19 protein-coding genes are annotated in these 14,877 nt (G+C 71.3%); 10 read left to right on the top strand and 9 right to left on the bottom strand.

Annotation, left to right across the window (positions count from 1 at the left end; all coding sequences use genetic code 11):
- Positions 1-348: 348 nt before the first annotated feature.
- Positions 349-1,830, top strand: coding sequence for a DUF2637 domain-containing protein (locus QSK36_RS35665; protein ID WP_285785433.1), 1,482 nt, complete (start codon positions 349-351; stop codon positions 1,828-1,830).
- Between the two features lie 153 nt (positions 1,831-1,983).
- Here the strand turns inward: QSK36_RS35665 and QSK36_RS35660 are convergent, their stop codons facing one another.
- The 3 genes from QSK36_RS35660 to QSK36_RS35650 form a co-directional block, all read right to left on the bottom strand.
- Positions 1,984-2,253: a GlsB/YeaQ/YmgE family stress response membrane protein gene (locus tag QSK36_RS35660; protein ID WP_139580418.1), complete on the bottom strand. Its 270-nt coding sequence runs from the start codon at positions 2,251-2,253 to the stop codon at positions 1,984-1,986.
- A gap of 192 nt (positions 2,254-2,445) precedes the next feature.
- Complete coding sequence (gene ispF / locus QSK36_RS35655; RefSeq protein ID WP_139580417.1) at positions 2,446-2,904, bottom strand: 2-C-methyl-D-erythritol 2,4-cyclodiphosphate synthase; 459 nt, start codon at positions 2,902-2,904, stop codon at positions 2,446-2,448.
- A 17-nt stretch (positions 2,905-2,921) separates the two neighbouring features.
- The gene (locus QSK36_RS35650; protein ID WP_030510364.1) at positions 2,922-3,404 is read right to left on the bottom strand and encodes a CarD family transcriptional regulator; all 483 of its coding nucleotides are present in this window, start codon (positions 3,402-3,404) and stop codon (positions 2,922-2,924) included.
- Between the two features lie 257 nt (positions 3,405-3,661).
- Here QSK36_RS35650 and QSK36_RS35645 point away from each other — a divergent pair, with 257 nt between their 5' ends.
- On the top strand, positions 3,662-4,312 hold the full coding sequence (locus QSK36_RS35645; RefSeq protein ID WP_285785432.1) for a copper chaperone PCu(A)C domain-containing protein: 651 nt from the start codon (positions 3,662-3,664) through the stop codon (positions 4,310-4,312).
- Positions 4,313-4,405: 93 nt separating this feature from the next.
- Here QSK36_RS35645 and QSK36_RS35640 read toward each other — a convergent pair whose 3' ends face one another.
- Both QSK36_RS35640 and QSK36_RS35635 read right to left on the bottom strand, forming a co-directional pair.
- On the bottom strand, positions 4,406-5,095 hold the full coding sequence (locus QSK36_RS35640) for a response regulator (RefSeq protein WP_285785431.1): 690 nt from the start codon (positions 5,093-5,095) through the stop codon (positions 4,406-4,408).
- Positions 5,092-6,282 carry a sensor histidine kinase gene (locus QSK36_RS35635; RefSeq protein ID WP_396781437.1) on the bottom strand — a complete coding sequence of 397 codons (1,191 nt, stop codon included), beginning with the start codon at positions 6,280-6,282 and terminating at the stop codon, positions 5,092-5,094. The genes QSK36_RS35640 and QSK36_RS35635 overlap by 4 nt, the downstream gene beginning before the upstream one ends.
- Positions 6,283-6,386: 104 nt before the next feature.
- Here QSK36_RS35635 and phoU point away from each other — a divergent pair, with 104 nt between their 5' ends.
- On the top strand, positions 6,387-7,046 hold the full coding sequence (phoU, locus tag QSK36_RS35630) for a phosphate signaling complex protein PhoU (protein WP_139580415.1): 660 nt from the start codon (positions 6,387-6,389) through the stop codon (positions 7,044-7,046).
- A gap of 185 nt (positions 7,047-7,231) precedes the next feature.
- Here the strand turns inward: phoU and QSK36_RS35625 are convergent, their stop codons facing one another.
- From QSK36_RS35625 to mshA, 3 genes are read right to left on the bottom strand one after another with little or no spacing between them, the layout of a single operon-like run.
- Positions 7,232-7,975, bottom strand: a complete 744-nt coding sequence (locus QSK36_RS35625) for a phosphoglyceromutase (protein ID WP_139580413.1) — start codon at positions 7,973-7,975, stop codon at positions 7,232-7,234.
- Between the two features lie 39 nt (positions 7,976-8,014).
- Entirely contained in the window at positions 8,015-8,500 is a 486-nt protein-coding gene (locus QSK36_RS35620) for a type III secretion system chaperone family protein (RefSeq protein WP_182902943.1), read from the bottom strand.
- A 10-nt stretch (positions 8,501-8,510) separates the two neighbouring features.
- The gene (gene mshA, locus QSK36_RS35615; RefSeq protein WP_285785430.1) at positions 8,511-9,794 is read right to left on the bottom strand and encodes a D-inositol-3-phosphate glycosyltransferase; all 1,284 of its coding nucleotides are present in this window, start codon (positions 9,792-9,794) and stop codon (positions 8,511-8,513) included.
- 157 nt (positions 9,795-9,951) lie between these two features.
- On the opposite strand from mshA, the gene QSK36_RS35610 reads away from it, so the two are divergent.
- The 3 genes from QSK36_RS35610 to QSK36_RS35600 are packed head-to-tail and all read left to right on the top strand — an operon-like array spanning position 9,952 to position 12,115.
- Positions 9,952-10,701: an SDR family NAD(P)-dependent oxidoreductase gene (locus tag QSK36_RS35610; protein WP_285785485.1), complete on the top strand. Its 750-nt coding sequence runs from the start codon at positions 9,952-9,954 to the stop codon at positions 10,699-10,701.
- A gap of 38 nt (positions 10,702-10,739) precedes the next feature.
- Positions 10,740-11,561 carry a class I SAM-dependent methyltransferase gene (locus QSK36_RS35605; RefSeq protein ID WP_183534104.1) on the top strand — a complete coding sequence of 274 codons (822 nt, stop codon included), beginning with the start codon at positions 10,740-10,742 and terminating at the stop codon, positions 11,559-11,561.
- Positions 11,562-11,587: 26 nt separating this feature from the next.
- A complete protein-coding gene (locus QSK36_RS35600) occupies positions 11,588-12,115 on the top strand; it encodes a GNAT family N-acetyltransferase (RefSeq protein WP_285785429.1) in 528 nt (175 codons plus the stop codon).
- 17 nt (positions 12,116-12,132) lie between these two features.
- On the opposite strand, the gene QSK36_RS35595 is transcribed toward QSK36_RS35600, so the two are convergent.
- A complete protein-coding gene (locus QSK36_RS35595) occupies positions 12,133-12,651 on the bottom strand; it encodes an O-acetyl-ADP-ribose deacetylase (RefSeq protein WP_285785428.1) in 519 nt (172 codons plus the stop codon).
- Positions 12,652-12,702: 51 nt separating this feature from the next.
- On the opposite strand from QSK36_RS35595, the gene QSK36_RS35590 reads away from it, so the two are divergent.
- The 4 genes from QSK36_RS35590 (at position 12,703) to QSK36_RS35575 (ending at position 14,836) form a co-directional block, all read left to right on the top strand.
- Complete coding sequence (locus tag QSK36_RS35590; RefSeq protein WP_142564955.1) at positions 12,703-13,059, top strand: BlaI/MecI/CopY family transcriptional regulator; 357 nt, start codon at positions 12,703-12,705, stop codon at positions 13,057-13,059.
- Positions 13,056-13,970, top strand: coding sequence for a M56 family metallopeptidase (locus tag QSK36_RS35585; protein ID WP_183534092.1), 915 nt, complete (start codon positions 13,056-13,058; stop codon positions 13,968-13,970). Before QSK36_RS35590 ends, QSK36_RS35585 begins: the two co-directional genes overlap by 4 nt.
- Before the next feature lie 68 nt (positions 13,971-14,038).
- Positions 14,039-14,473, top strand: a complete 435-nt coding sequence (locus QSK36_RS35580) for a helix-turn-helix domain-containing protein (protein WP_139580406.1) — start codon at positions 14,039-14,041, stop codon at positions 14,471-14,473.
- Between the two features lie 3 nt (positions 14,474-14,476).
- On the top strand, positions 14,477-14,836 hold the full coding sequence (locus tag QSK36_RS35575; RefSeq protein WP_139580405.1) for a hypothetical protein: 360 nt from the start codon (positions 14,477-14,479) through the stop codon (positions 14,834-14,836).
- Positions 14,837-14,877: the final 41 nt, after the last annotated feature.

The following is a 14,877-nucleotide window of genomic DNA, read 5'->3' as shown; positions in this document are numbered from 1 at the left end:
AGGCAAGGCTAACGCCTGACAGCATGGCACAGGGCTACTTGGGCGCCTGTGAACGGCATGGTGTGGCCGATCATGGAAACTTGCGACACATAAGTCCCGATATAACCCGAAACAAAACCCGTAACGATCTGTACAGCGGTCCGCGCGGGCTTCGCCCGCCTCCCGCAGGGCCCGGCCGGACACGCGGCGTCGCCGGGCCGCCCCGGGCGCGACCGGAGACGATCGATGGGGACGCACCGGGCCGGGACCCCGCCGGAGGTTCCCGGCGGACTCTCCGCTTCCGACACCAAACAGGTGATCACGCAGGTGTGATCGATCGTCACTCCGATTCTGTAGGCTCGAAACGCCATGGACGTGACTCCCCCCGGCGCGGCAGGCACGGCCTCCCGCCCGTCCCGAAACACCCCCTCCGGAATCCCGCTGGTGCTGCGCCGCCTGGCCATCGGCCTCGCGGGCGCCGCCCTCGCGGTGCTCGCGGGGGTCGCCTGCGCGCTGTCCTTCGACGACCTGCGGGCTCTGGCCGTCTCCGGGCGCGCCGAGCCGCGGCTCGCCTACCTGTATCCCGCGGCGTTCGACGTTCTGCTGGTCGTCGCCCTGGTCAGCGTGCCGTTGCTGCGGGGCGCGCGTTTCCTGGTCCGGTTACAGGCGGGCTTCGTCCTGCTCCTGCTCCTGGCGTCGGCCGCCGCCGCGAACGCCTCGACCGCCATCGGCGTCTCCTTCGACCCCGAGGCCTCCGCTCTCGTCGTCGCGTTGTCGCCCTGGGTGATGCTCGCCATCGGGCTGTGGCTGCTGCTGCTCCTGATGAAGCACGTGCGCACCAATCGGGCCGACCTGGACGACGACGACGACGACTCCGACGACGACCTGGTGCCCTTCGACGGCGCGCGCGAACCCCGGGCCGCCGTCACCGCCCCCTATCCGGTGGCCGCGCAGGAGCGCCCCGCGCCCGCGCACGCCGTCACCGAAGAGCACGGCGCGCCGCCCCTGCAGCCGGTTCCCGAGGCCGTGGCGCCCCCCGGCTACGTCCCCCCGCTGCCGGTCAGCCCGGTCTCCGAGACCGTCGCGCCACCCGAGTACGCCCCGCCGCTGCCCGTCACCCCTCCGCAGGCCGAGGACGAGGCCGCCCCCCGCGGCATCACGCCCGACACCGACGAGGACGGCGTACGGCTACCGCCCGAGGCGGTCCCGGAAACCGTCCCCGAAGCCACGCCCGAGACCGGGTCCGAGGCGATACCGGACCAGACGCCGGACGAGACGCCGGACGAGCCCGAGGTCCTGCCGGTCGTACCTCCGACGGCGGCGCCTCGCACCCCGCCCGTCACGGAGCAGGCCGATCCGGTCGCCACAGAACCGGCCGTCACAGAACCGGCCGTCACAGAACCGGCCGTGGCAGAGTCGGTCGCCGGGACGGCCGCCCAGCCCACCCCGGAGGCGCCTGCTCCCGCCGAGACGGATGACCGCCCGGCGCAGCCCCGCCGCAACCGTCCCGTGCGCTGGGGCGACCTCGTACGGCCGCACACCGGCGACGTCCTCGTGCACCCCCGCCCCAGACCGGACGAGCCCGCCGACGACGAGCCGGAGCGGCCCGAAGACGAGGCGGGCGTCGACACCCAGCCGCTCCGTCAGATCAGGGACGTGCCCGACCCCGCCCACACGTCGGACTGCGCCGACCCGGTCGAGCAGGACGGAAAGCGCGGGCCGCACGCCACGGAAGACGGCCATCGGGGTGCGCCGGAATCCGGGGGCGCGGAGGAGGGCGCCGGGGAGGGAACTGTGCCGATGCCGCCTCCGTCGGGCCGGATGCGCAGCACGCCCCGCCCGCCCGCCTGACAGCGCCCGCGGAAGCCCCCCGTGGGGCCACCGGCCGAGGTGCGATCCGATGCGCCGCGCCGTACGTACACGCGCAGGCCCGCCCGGCTGGGGAGCCGGACGGGCCTGCGCGCTATGGGGTGAGGGCGGGGGCCGCCCCACCGAGCGAGTGCCTTACACCCGCGACCCTCGCTTGAGGCCGGCGACGATGCCGACACCCACGACGGCCAGTACGACCTGCATGACCAGTTCGATCCAGTCGATGCCATCCGTCGTGGCCACGCCCATGACCTGGGCGATCGCGGTACCGATGAGCGCCGCCACGATACCGACGACGATCGTCAGCAGCCAGCCGATCGGCTGCCGGCCCGGCAGGAACAGGCGGCCCAGAGCGCCGATGACCGCACCGATGACGATGGCGCCGAGAATGGACTCGATTGTCATATCGACCTCCCGATGAGGGTGACCCTTTCATCCTCGGACTGTGGGATACCCCACGGAAGGGAAATATGCGTCCCATGATAGAAAAAAGAGGGCGGCGGCTCGATTCCGCGCCTTGGTTCGAGCCGCCGCCCACGTGCTAGTGAGACGCTCCGGGTCTCATTCAGGTTGGCATGTCCGATTGGAACGGAACATTCATGCCGGGAGGATCAGGGCGGTCGCGATGGCCGCCACGCCCTCACCGCGGCCGGTGAGCCCGAGGCCGTCGGTCGTGGTCGCGCTGACGCTCACCGGCGCCCCTGCGGCGGCCCCGAGGGCCTTCTCCGCCTCCGCGCGGCGAGGTGCGACCTTCGGGCGGTTCCCGATGATCTGGACGGCCAGGTTGCCGATCTCGAATCCGGCCGCCCGCACCTGGCGGGCCGCCTCTTCCAGGAGAGTCACGCCCGCGGCGCCCGCCCAGCGGGGATCGGAGGTGCCGAAGAGCGCGCCCACGTCTCCGAGCCCGGCGGCCGACAGCAGCGCGTCACAGCACGCGTGTGCCGCCGCGTCGCCGTCGGAATGGCCGGCCAGCCCGGTCTCGCCCGGCCAGAACAGTCCGGCGAGGTGAAGCTCCCTGTCAGACGCGAAAGGGTGGACGTCGACCCCGACGCCCACCCTTGGCGATGTGATGTTCAGGAGTTCAGCACCTCGTCGAGCAGGGCCTCCGCCTTGTCCTCGTTGGTCTTCTCGGCCAGCGCGAGCTCGCTGACGAGGATCTGGCGTGCCTTGGCGAGCATGCGCTTCTCACCGGCGGACAGGCCGCGCTCCTTGTCGCGCCGCCACAGGTCGCGCACCACTTCGGCAACCTTGTTGACGTCCCCCGACGCCAGCTTCTCAAGGTTGGCCTTGTAGCGGCGGGACCAGTTGGTGGGCTCCTCCGTGTGCGGCATACGCAGCACGTCGAACACCCGCTCGAGCCCCTCTTGGCCGACGACGTCGCGCACACCGACGAGCTCGGCATTTTCCGCTGGTACCTGTACGGTCAGGTCGCCCTTGTCGACCTTCAGCACCAGGTAGGTCTTTTCCTCACCCTTGATGGTTCGGGTCGTGATGGCCTCGATCCGAGCAGCCCCATGGTGGGGGTAGACGACAGTGTCGCCGACCTGGAAAGTCATGTGACGAGTACCCCTTCCGCTGTACTCCAGAGTACCACGCGGTTACCGCCTCCCGGAACAGTGAAATGAACATAACTGCAGGTCAAAGCCTCGTTTTGGGACTTGACAAGCCGCTCACTCTGTGAATCGGCATATGGGACATACCGGATGACCTGCGCTGCTGCGGCGTATGGACCGGGAGCCGACGCCGGACCGGTGACCGGCGCGGATAAGGTGATTGCTGCCCATACACGTGCGTACCAAGGAGACCTGGAACCGTGACCAGCAGCAGCCGTCGCAGGGCGATCGCCATTGCCGCGCTCCTCGCCGCCGCCATCCCTGCACTGGCCGCGTGTGGCGCCGGTTTCGACGCCAACACCAATGTGCCGTACGCCCCGAACGAGGCGGGCGTCCTCTACGACGGCGACGGCGCCGGCAAGGCCTACGGCAAGAACGGCGTCATGATCCCGCAGGCGTTCATCCTCGGGCCGGATTCCGGCCAGCAGCTCGCCGCCGGCGGGTCGGCGCCGCTCTACCTGACTCTCCTGAACAGCACGGGGACCGCCGACCAGCTCACCAGCATCGTCCCCGAGGAGCAGAAGGCCACCTCGGTCAAGGTGCAGAGCCCCATCGACCTCCAGCCGGGCACGCTCGCCAAGACCCCCGGGGTCACGGTCGAGGGACTGAAGACGGCGCTGCGCGGAGGCGAGAGCATCAAGCTCACGCTCCAGTTCAAGAACGCCGGCGACGTCGCGCTCACCGTCCCGGTCGTCGCCCGCAGCCGCGAGTTCGCGACGCTGCCGCCCGCGCCGACGGCCCTTCCGACGGCCGCGCCGCTCGCCACCGGAAGCCCGGCGCCGTCGGACACCGCCACCCCGGAGACCACCGGGGCCGCTCCCTCCGAGTCGCCCGCCGCGAACGCCGGCTAGCGGCCGTGTAGACGCGCAGGAGCCCCTGTCCGGCCGGACAGGGGCTCCTTTCATGCGGACGGGGCCGCGCGAGCCGTACGCGCCCCTACGGGCTCACTCGTCGGCGGGGTCGAACTTGTAGCCGAGGCCGCGCACGGTGAGGATGCAGCGGGGATTGGACGGGTCGGCCTCGACCTTGGCCCGCAGCCGCTTCACGTGCACGTCGAGTGTCTTTGTGTCGCCCACGTAGTCGGCGCCCCAGACCCGGTCGATGAGCTGGCCGCGGGTGAGCACCCGCCCGGCGTTGCGCAGCAGCACCTCGAGCAGCTCGAACTCCTTCAACGGGAGCTGCACCTGCTGGCCGCGCACGGCCACGATGTGCCGGTCGACGTCCATGCGGACCGGTCCCCCGGTCAGGACGGCCGACTCCACCTCCTCGATGTCGCCCTGCCTGCGCAGCACCGCGCGGATGCGCGCCACCAGCTCGCGGGACGAGAACGGCTTGGTCACGTAGTCGTCGGCCCCCAGCTCGAGGCCGACGACCTTGTCGATCTCGCTGTCCTTCGCGGTCAGCATGATCACCGGCACCTTCGAACGCTGCCTGAGCGAGCGGCACACCTCGGCTCCGGGCAGGCCAGGGAGCATCAGGTCGAGCAGGACGAGGTCGGCGCCGTTGCGGTCGAACGCGTCCAGCGCGTCGGGGCCGGTGGCCGCCACCGCGACCTCGTATCCCTCTTTCCTGAGCATGTACGACAAGGCATCCGAGAACGACTCCTCGTCCTCGACGACGAGTACCCGAGTCACTTAGCGGCCTCCTGGGGGATGGTCGTGCTTGGTACGGGGACCGCCTGACCGCCGAACGCGGGAAGGCGAAGAGTGAAGGTCGAACCGGAGCCCTCTTTGCTCCACACCGCGACCTCGCCGCCGTGGGCGACGGCCACGTGTTTGACTATCGCGAGGCCGAGCCCGGTGCCGCCGGTGGCCCGGGACCTGGCCGCGTCGACGCGGAAGAACCGCTCGAAGATGCGCTCCTGGGCGCTTTCCGGGATGCCGATGCCCTGATCGCTGACGCTCACCTCGACGGCGTTCCCGGCCGGCCTGGCGCTGATCACGACGCGGGTGTGCTCGGGGCTGTAGGCGACGGCGTTGTCGATGAGGTTGCGCAGCGCGGTGACGAGAAGCTCCTCGTCGCCCCAGACCTTCAAGCCCTCCGCGCCGCCCGCGACGAGCGCGATGTCCTTCGCCGACGCCTTCGTGTTGCACCGGTCGATGGCCTCGTGGACGGTCTCGTCCACGGGCACCTGCGCGGGCGCCGGGATGGGCTCGCCGCCCTGGATCCGCGACAGCGTGATCAGGTCCTGCACCAGGTAGGTCAGGCGGGCGGCCTCGTGCTGCATCCGGCCGGCGAACCGCTTCACGGCCTCGGGGTCGTCGGCCGCGTCCTGGACGGTCTCGGCGAGCAGGCTCAGCGCGCCGACCGGCGTCTTGAGCTCGTGGCTGACGTTGGCGACGAAGTCCCTGCGCACCGCCTCGACCCGCTGCCGCTCGGTCTGGTCCTCGGCGAGCACGAGCACCTGTCCGTGGGAGCCGAGCGGAGCCACCCGCACCGCGAACGACGTGGACTCCTGCCCGAACTTGCGGCCGGCGGTCTCTATCTCGCTCTCGCGGATCTCGCCGTCCCTGCGGACCTTCCTGGCCAGCGCGAGCAGTTCGGCGGCCATGAGGGACTCACCGCGTACGAGGCCGAAGGCGCGCGCGGCCGAACTGGCGCGCAGCACCCGGTCCTCGCGGTCGAGGACGACCGCCGAGGAGGGCAGCACGGCGAGCACCGACGCCACCCCCGGAGGCAGGCCGTCGTCCACCGGTTCCGGTGTGCGGGGCTTGTCCGTCTGCCGTCGGATCGCGAGCATGACGAAGGAGCCGAGGACGAATCCGCCCATCGCCGCCAGGCTCGCCAGCAACTCGTTCACATTCAGCAGCCTAGGCGGCATTTCTGGTTCTTCCACCTGTCCTACCTGGCACGACGGCCCTGTTTCCGGAAAAGTTCATCCGGCGGTCGGGATTCGTTCATCGACGCGCGCGTAGCGTGGCGGCCATGCGCGACGCCTATCACGAAGAGCTTGCGGCCCTGACCGACCGCCTGGTGGAGATGACCCGCCTGGTGCGGTCGGCCATGTCGAGGGGGACGACCGCCCTGCTCGACGCCGACCTGCAGCTGGCGGAGAGCGTCATCTCCCAGGACGCCGAGGTCGACCGACTGCACCAGGAACTCGAGGCCTCGATCTTCGAGCTGATGGCCACGCAGCAGCCGGTGGCGGTCGACCTGCGTACCGTCATCACCGCCCTGCGGATGGCCGCCGATCTGGAGCGTATGGGCGACCTGGCCGAGCACATCGCCAAGCTCGCGCGGATGCGCCACCCCGAGTCCGCCATCCCGGCCGAGCTGCGTGACACGTTCGTCGAGATGGGCGCCATCGCCGAGAACCTGATCACCAAGGCGGGCAGCTGCATCGCCTCCCGCGACGTCGACCTCGCCAAGGAGCTGGAGGCGGACGACGACGCGATGGACCGCCGTCACCGGCGGCTGTTCCGCGTCCTGCTCTCCAAGGACTGGGAGCACGGCATCGAGGCCGCCATCGACATCACGCTGGCCGGCCGCTACTACGAGCGGTACGCCGACCACGCCGTACGCGTCGCCCGCGACGTCGTGTACCTCGTCACGGGTACGCGCGACGCGGACGCCCTCGCCGGCTGACGCAGCGGCGTACGGGGGGCGCGAAAGCCCCGGTCCTCGGGGGGCCGGGGCTTTCCGCGTTTCATCGCGGGCCGCCGAACTCCTGGTCATGGTCTTCCCCGGCACGGCGAAGAAGCCCGTCGTCCATAAATGACCGAAGGCCGCGCCCCCGCTGTGGGACGCGGCCTTCGTGAGAGACGTGAGGGTTACTTCTTGCCCTGGTTGGCGACGGCCTCGATGGCGGCCTTGGCGGCCTCGGGGTCGAGGTACTCGCCCTTGCCCACCGGGCGGAAGTCGGCGTCCAGCTCGTAGCGCAGCGGGATGCCGGTGGGGATGTTCAGGCCCGCGATCTCGGCGTCGCTGATGCCCTCCAGGTGCTTGACCAGCGCGCGCAGGGAGTTGCCGTGCGCCACCACCAGCACGTCGCGGCCGGCCGCCAGGTCGGGGACGATCTCGTCGTACCAGTACGGCAGCATGCGCCCGACGACGTCCTTGAGGCACTCGGTGCGCGGCACCAGCTCCGACGGCAGCAGGGAGTAGCGGCCGTCGCCGAGCTGGGAGTACTCGTCGTCGTCGGCGATCGGCGGCGGCGGCACGTCGTAGGACCGGCGCCACAGCATGAACTGCTCGTCGCCGAACTCCGCGCGGGTCTGGGCCTTGTCCTTGCCCTGGAGCGCGCCGTAGTGGCGCTCGTTCAGCCGCCAGGAGCGCTTGACCGGGAGCCACAGCAGGTCGGCCGCCTCAAGCGCGATGTTGGCGGTCCTGATGGCCCGGGTGAGCACCGAGGTGTGCACCACGTCGGGCCGGATGCCGGCCTCCAGGAGCAGCTGACCGCCGCGCCGCGCCTCCTCCTCGCCGGTCGGCGAGAGTGTGACGTCCACCCAGCCGGTGAACAGGCCTTTGACATTCCATTCGCTCTCGCCGTGCCGCAGCAGCACCAAAGTCGCCATGCGGCCAATCCTATCGGCGTGCGGCAGACGTCCCGTTGGTCAGGACTCGACCACCCGCGCGAAGGCCCGGAGGTTGGCCAGCGACTCGCCGCGCTTGACCCGCCACTCCCACTCGCGCCTGATGGACGTCGCGAAGCCCAGCTCGAGCGCGCGGTCGAACGACTCGTCCGAGTAGGTGAGGACGCAGCCGAGGACCCGGTCGATCTCCTCCTCGGTCACCGCGTCCAGCGGCAGCCGGCCGACCAGGTGCACGTCGCCCGTGGCGTCGACGGCGAAGTGGACGCCGTACATCGAGCCGTTCTTGTGAAGCAGCCAGCGGTAGAACTCGGCGTGGTTCTCGTCGGGCTGCCGGCAGAAGAACGCCTCGATGTTGAGCGCCTGGTCGCCGACGACGAGCCAGGTCAGCGTGGCGAGCTTGTGCTGGCCCGGCAGCCTGACCAGGAACGCGCCCGGCTTCGGCCGCTCGTAGGACAGCTCGGCGGACTCCAGCGCCGACGCGATGACGGCTTCCAGATCCGGTCTCATGCCGACCACCCTATGAGTTGACCGCGATGGGGGTCCGGTGGAGCTGGGCCATGGCGCCGGCGTACACGTCGGCCAGCCGGGCGGCGGTCGCCGACCAGCCGAAGCCCGTGGCGTGCTGCACGGCGCTGGCGGCCAGCTCGGCGAGCCGGTCCGGGCGCCTGGCCAGCACGGCGAGCTCGCGCGCCCAGTCGTGCGGGTCGTGTCCCGCCACCAGCACGCCGGACACGCCGTCCTTGACGGCCGTGCGCAGGCCGCCGACCGCCGCCGCGACGACGGGCGTGCCGCACGCCTGCGACTCCAGCGCGACCAGCCCGAACGACTCGTTGTACGAGGGCACCACGGTCACGTCGGCGGCCCGATACCAGTCGGCCAGCTCCGGCTGCGGCGCGGGCGGCGCGAGCCGTACGACGTCGGCGATGCCCAGCTCGGCCGCGAGGTCGCTGAGCAGGGAGGGATGGGCGAGACCGTTGCCGCTGGGCCCGCCCACGCAGGCCACGACGAGCCGCGACCGCAGCGAGGGGTCCTCCACGAGCATCCGGGCGGCGGCCCTGAGCAGCACGTCGGGGGCCTTGAGCGGCTGGATGCGGCCCACGAACAGCAGCACGTGGGCGTCCTGCGGCAGGCCGAGGCGGCGGCGCGCGGCGCCCTTGGACTCGGGCTGGAAGACGGCGAGGTTCACGCCGGGGTTGACGACCGCCACCCGCTCGCGCGGCGCGCCGTACAGGCTGATCAGCTCCTCGGCCTCGGCGGCGGTGTTGGCGACCAGGCGGTCGGCGACCTCCACGACCTGCTCCTCGCCGAGCACGCGCATCGCCGGCTCGGGCTTGTCGCCCTCGGCGAGCAGCGCGTTCTTCACCTTGGCCATGGTGTGCATGGTGTGCACGAGCGGCACGCCCCAGCGTTCCTTGGCCAGCCAGCCCACCTGGCCCGACAGCCAGTAGTGCGAGTGGATCACGTCGTACCGGCCGGGGTCGTACATCGCCTCGGTGCGCAGCACACCGGACAGGAAGCCGCACAGCTGCCCGGGGAGATCGGCGCGGTCGAGCTCCTCGTACGGCCCGGCGGTGACGTGGCGCACGAGCACCCCCGGACTCAGCTCGGCGACCGGAGGCAGGTCACGGGCGGTGCGGCGGGTGAAGATCTCCACCTCGATGCCCAACGCCGCGAGACGTTTGGCGACCTCGAGGATGTAGACGTTCATGCCACCCGCGTCGCCGGTACCCGGCTGGTCCAGCGGGGACGTGTGCACGCTGATGGTCGCGACGCGGTTGACCCGACGCCGTAACACCGACACCCGAACCACCTCCGAAAGCGTTATAACCACCAAAATCATCACTGGATTCCCCGACATCGGTGAGAACCGGGGGTCCTGAGAGGATGTCGCCTGCCGATCGAGGCGATGTGGAAGGACGATGGCGGTGACGATGACCAATCCCGCGGCGACCGAGACCGTGGTCAAGACCGCGGTGGTGACCGGCGCGAGCAGCGGCATCGGCGAGGCGACGGCCCGCCGGCTCGCCGCGGAGGGATACCGGATCGTGGCGGCGGCGCGACGGCGGGACCGGCTCGACAAGCTCGCGGCCGAGGTGCCCGGCGTGCGCCCGGTGACGCTGGACGTGACCGACCAGGCGTCGGTGGACGCGCTGGCCGCCTCGCTGGACCGCTGCGACGTCCTGGTGAACAACGCGGGCGGCGCGTTCGGGCTCGAGCCGGTGGCCGAGGGCCGGGTGGACGACTGGCAGCGGATGTACGACGTGAACGTGCTCGGGTCCCTGCGCATGACCAGGGCCCTGCTGCCGAAGCTCATCGAGTCGGGGGACGGCGTGCTGGTGATGCTCACCTCGACGGCCGGGCTCGTGTCGTACGAGGGGGGCGGCGGCTACTGCGCGGCCAAGCACGCCCAGACCTCGATGACCGAGACCCTCCGCCTGGAGCTGTGCGGCGACCCGGTGCGGGTCGTCGAGATCGCGCCGGGCATGGTGATGACCGAGGAGTTCGCCGTGACCCGCTTTCGCGGCGACGCCGAGCGTGCCGCCAAGGTGTACGAGGGCGTCGCCGACCCGCTGAGCGCCGACGACGTCGCCGACGTGATCGCCTTCGCCGTGACCCGCCCGTCGCACGTGAACATCGACAGGCTGGTCGTCCGGCCGCGCGCGCAGGCCGCCCAGCACAAGGTGCACCGGGTCGCGCCGAGTAGATGAGCGCGGGTAGATGAGCGCGGGGACATGAGCGCGGGGACATGAGGCCGGTCCGGCCCGGCCGTCCCGTGGGGACGGTCACGCGCGGCACCACCGGGCACAACCGGCTGCGCCGCTGCGACCGCTGGATCGCCGCCGTGTACGGCCCGCTGCTGCGCTCGGCCCGGGCGGGGGCGGCGCCGCTGGTGGTGGACCTCGGCTACGGCGCGTCCCACACCACGACGACCGAGCTGTTCACGCGGCTGCGCCGGGTCTGCCCCACAGTCGAGGTGGTGGGCGTGGAGATCGCCCCCGAGCGGGTCGCGGCGGCCAAGCCGTACGAGCGGGAGGGGCTGTCGTTCGTCAGGGGCGGCTTCGAACTGCCGGTCCCCCGCCCGCCGATGATCGTGCGCGCCTTCAACGTGCTGCGGCAGTACGGCGAGGCCGAGGCGTGGGAGCACTGGGACCGGCTGCGGGGCGGTCTGCACCCTTCGGGTGTGCTCGTGGAGGGCACCTGCTCGGAGGTCGGCCACCGGGCGACCTGGGTGGCGCTCGGCGCCGAGGGGCCGCGCACGCTCACCTTCGCGGCCCGGTTCACCGGCTTCGAACGCCCTTCCGACCTGGCCGAGCGCCTGCCCAAGACGCTGATCCACCGCAACGTCCCGGGCGAGCGCATCCACGCGTTCCTGACGGACTGGGACCGCGCCTGGGCGACCTGCGCCTCCTTCGGCGCGTACGGCACGCGGCAGCGCTGGATCAGGGCGGCCGAGCTGCTGGCGCGGGACTGGCCGGTGGAGGCGACCCCGCCGACCGGCGGCCCCGGCCGCTGGCGGCTCGGCGAACTGACCCTGCCCTGGAGCGGCGTCTCCCCCCGCGATCGATGAGTCCGGCGGTTGATAACGTCCCGCCCATGCGTTTCGTCCTCGACCCGGAGTTGACCCCCGAGCTCTTCGAGGAGCTCCTGAGCTGCTGGGCGGAGGTGACCAACGCGGGCGGCGCGGTGGGTTTCGTCCCTCCCGTGACGCCGGACGACGTCAAGCCGACGGCGGACAAGGCGTTCGCCCGCACGCGCGCGGCCGCCGGGCCGGAGGCCCCCGACAGCCTCCTCGTCGGGTTCGGTGACGACGGCGCCGCGGGTGCCTGGCTCATCCTGGGCGACAACGGCTCGGGCCTGCGGGCGCACTGGCGATGGCTGCTGCGGGTCATGGTCCACCCCAAGCACCAGGGCAAGGGGTACGGCAGGGCGCTGCTGCTCGCCGCCGACGACGCCGCCAGGTCGCTCGGCCTGGAGGCGTTGCAGCTCACCTGCCGCGGCGGCACCGGGGTCGACCGCTTCTACGCGAGCGTGGGCTACCGGGAGGTCGGCCGGGTGCCCCGCTCGATCCGGGTGGCCCCCGGTGACGACCGCGACGAGATCTACATGCTCAAGTGGCTCTGAAAGTTTTGGCCTAATGCTTATCCGATGTCCCGTAGGGCCGAATCGAACACCGAATAGGCTGCGGTACTGAACAGCACGAAGCGCACCTCTTCCACCACGGTCGGGGCGGCCTGCCGTATCGCGGTGATCGCGATACGGGCGGCGTCCTCGACCGGCCACCGGTAGATCCCCGTGGAGATCGCGGGGAACGCCACCGTGCCGGCGCCCAGCGCGTCGGCGACGACGAGCGACTCCCGATAGCAGGAGGCCAGCAGATGGGATCGGTCCTCGCTCCGCGAGTACACGGGCCCGACCGTGTGGATCACCCATCGCGCGGGCAGGCGCCCCGCGGTGGTCGCGACGGCCTGACCGGTCGGCAGTCCCCTGCCGTACCGGGACGCGCGCAGCGCCCGGCACTCCTCGAGGATCTCGGGGCCGCCGCGCCGGTGGATGGCGCCGTCCACCCCTCCGCCGCCCATGAGGGACGAGTTGGCCGCGTTGACGATCGCGTCCACCCGCTGCTCGGTGATGTCGCCTTCGACCAGAACGATTTTCATGCCGCCCACCTCTCTACAGGACGTAGTACTACCCCGGGTAGGCTGAAAGACGTGAAGGGACTGGGAGAGCTTGAACGCAGCATCATGGACATCCTCTGGGCGGAGAACACCCCGCTCACGGCTCGCGAGGTAGGACGCCTCATCGAGGACCGCGACCTCGCGCCGACGACCGTGATGACCGTGCTCGACCGGCTGGCCCGCAAGGGCTTCCTCACCCGCACCCGCGACGGCCGCGCCTGGCGCTACCAGCCCGCCGCGAGCCGTGACGCGTACGTCGCCGAGCTGATGCTCGAAGCCCTGGACCTGACCGGCGACCGCGACGCGGCGCTGACCCGCTTCGCCCGCGCCGTCTCCGGGTCGGAGGCCGAGATCCTGCTGAAAGCCCTCACGGAGCTGGAGGAAGAGTGATCGCGGCGGCGGTCTTAGCGGCGCTCGCGATGATCTGCGCGGTGGCCGCGTGGCGGCTGACGTTCGCGCGCTGGACCTGGCGTGCCCCGCGCACGGCGATCCTGCTGTGGCAGTCGCTCGGGCTGACCTGGGGACTCGCCTCCATCGGCGCCCTGCTCGCCTTCGCGCTCGACCCCTACCGCAAGGGCGTCGTGCACGGGCTCGCGGAGTTCCTGCTGAGCGTGGAGTTCGGAACGCGCCAGCCGTACGACTACCTCCGGCTGGCCGCGCTGATCGCGGGCCTGTCGCTGCTCGCGGTGCTGGTGGCCCTGCCCCTCGCGGCCGGGGCGCAGACGCTGCGTGCCCGCCGCCGGCACCGGCTCCTGCTCGCGCTGGTCGCCAGGGACGAGCCGGCCGTGCCCGGCGTGCGGGTGGTCGACTTCCCCGGGGCCGCCGCCTACTGCCTGCCGGGGCTCAAGTCGCAGGTCGTCATCAGCGACGGGACGCTGCACCTGCTGTCGTCCGCGGAGCTGGAGGCCGTGCTGGCGCACGAGGCCGCCCACGTGAGGGAGCGCCACGACCTGGTGCTGCTGCCGTTCGCCGCGCTGCGCCGCGCGCTGCCGTGGTCGAAGCTGGTCCGTGACGCGCAGGCGTCGGTCGAGCTGCTGGTCGAGATGGCCGCCGACGACCGCGCCCTGCAGCGGTGCTGCCCCCGCAGGCTCGCCACCGCCCTGCTGCGCTTCGGCACCTCGGCCGCGCTGCCCACGCCGCAGGGCGCGCTCGGCGTGTCCGCGCCGTCCAGCGTGATGGCCCGGGTCGACCGGCTCGTACGGCCCGAGGTCGCGCTTCCGGCCGCCCACCGCTTCCTGATCCTGACCGGTTCGGTGGTGCTCGCCACCAGCGCCCCGCTGCTTTGGCTGCTTCCTGGATGAACCATGGGTGCTAGCTGGAATTATCCGTCGAGTTTGCAATTGCAAGCAGTGCGATGCAGACTGGGGATATGGAACTGCCCAAGGTCGCCTCGCTCGGTGAGTACATCCGCCAGCAGCGGCAGCAGGCGAAGATCTCGCTTCGTCAGCTCGCCGCGCAGGCAGGTGTGTCCAACCCTTACCTGAGCCAGGTGGAACGGGGCCTGCGCAAGCCGAGCGCGGAGATCCTGAACCAGATCGCGAAGGGTCTGCACATCTCCGCCCAGGCGCTCTACGTCCAGGCCGGTCTCATCGAGGACCGCGAGCCGCACAGCGACGTGCTGGCCGCGATCCGGGCCGACGTCACACTCACCGGGCGGCAACGCCAGGTGCTGATCGACATCTACGAGTCGTTCCGTAAGGAGAACCGGGCCGACACCGCCCAGCCGCCGCAATCGGCTGAGCATCTCGGGGACGACCCGGTTCTCCCACGCGACGGCATTACACCGGATTCGAGGGAAGGATAGCCCATGACCATCACGACCCAGGCCAAGAAGATCACGGAGTCCAAGCCGTTCTACGCGCTCACGGGCGCCGGCGACTACGCCGTGGAGAAGGCCCGCGCCTACGCCTCCACCGTGCAGGACAAGGCGGAGGTCGTCGCGCGCGAGCTGCCGGAGAAGGCGAAGGGCTACGCCGACGCCGCCACCGCCCGGTTCAACCGGCTGTACGACGACCTGGCCAGCCGTGGCCGCAAGGTCGTCAGCCGGGTGAGCGGCGAGGCCGCGCTGGAGCTGACGGAGGTCTCGGAGACCGCCGAGCCGGCGATCGCGGCCGAGACCACCTCCAAGCGGACCGGGCGCGCCCGCGCCACCACAAGCCAGGGCTGATCCGCGGCCCACGCGAACGAAACGGCGGCGGCCCGCCTTCC

This window comes from Microbispora sp. NBRC 16548, from assembly GCF_030268985.1.
Taxonomy (GTDB): Bacteria; Actinomycetota; Actinomycetes; order Streptosporangiales; family Streptosporangiaceae; genus Microbispora; species Microbispora catharanthi.
This window is presented reverse-complemented; position numbering and strand designations above follow the sequence as displayed.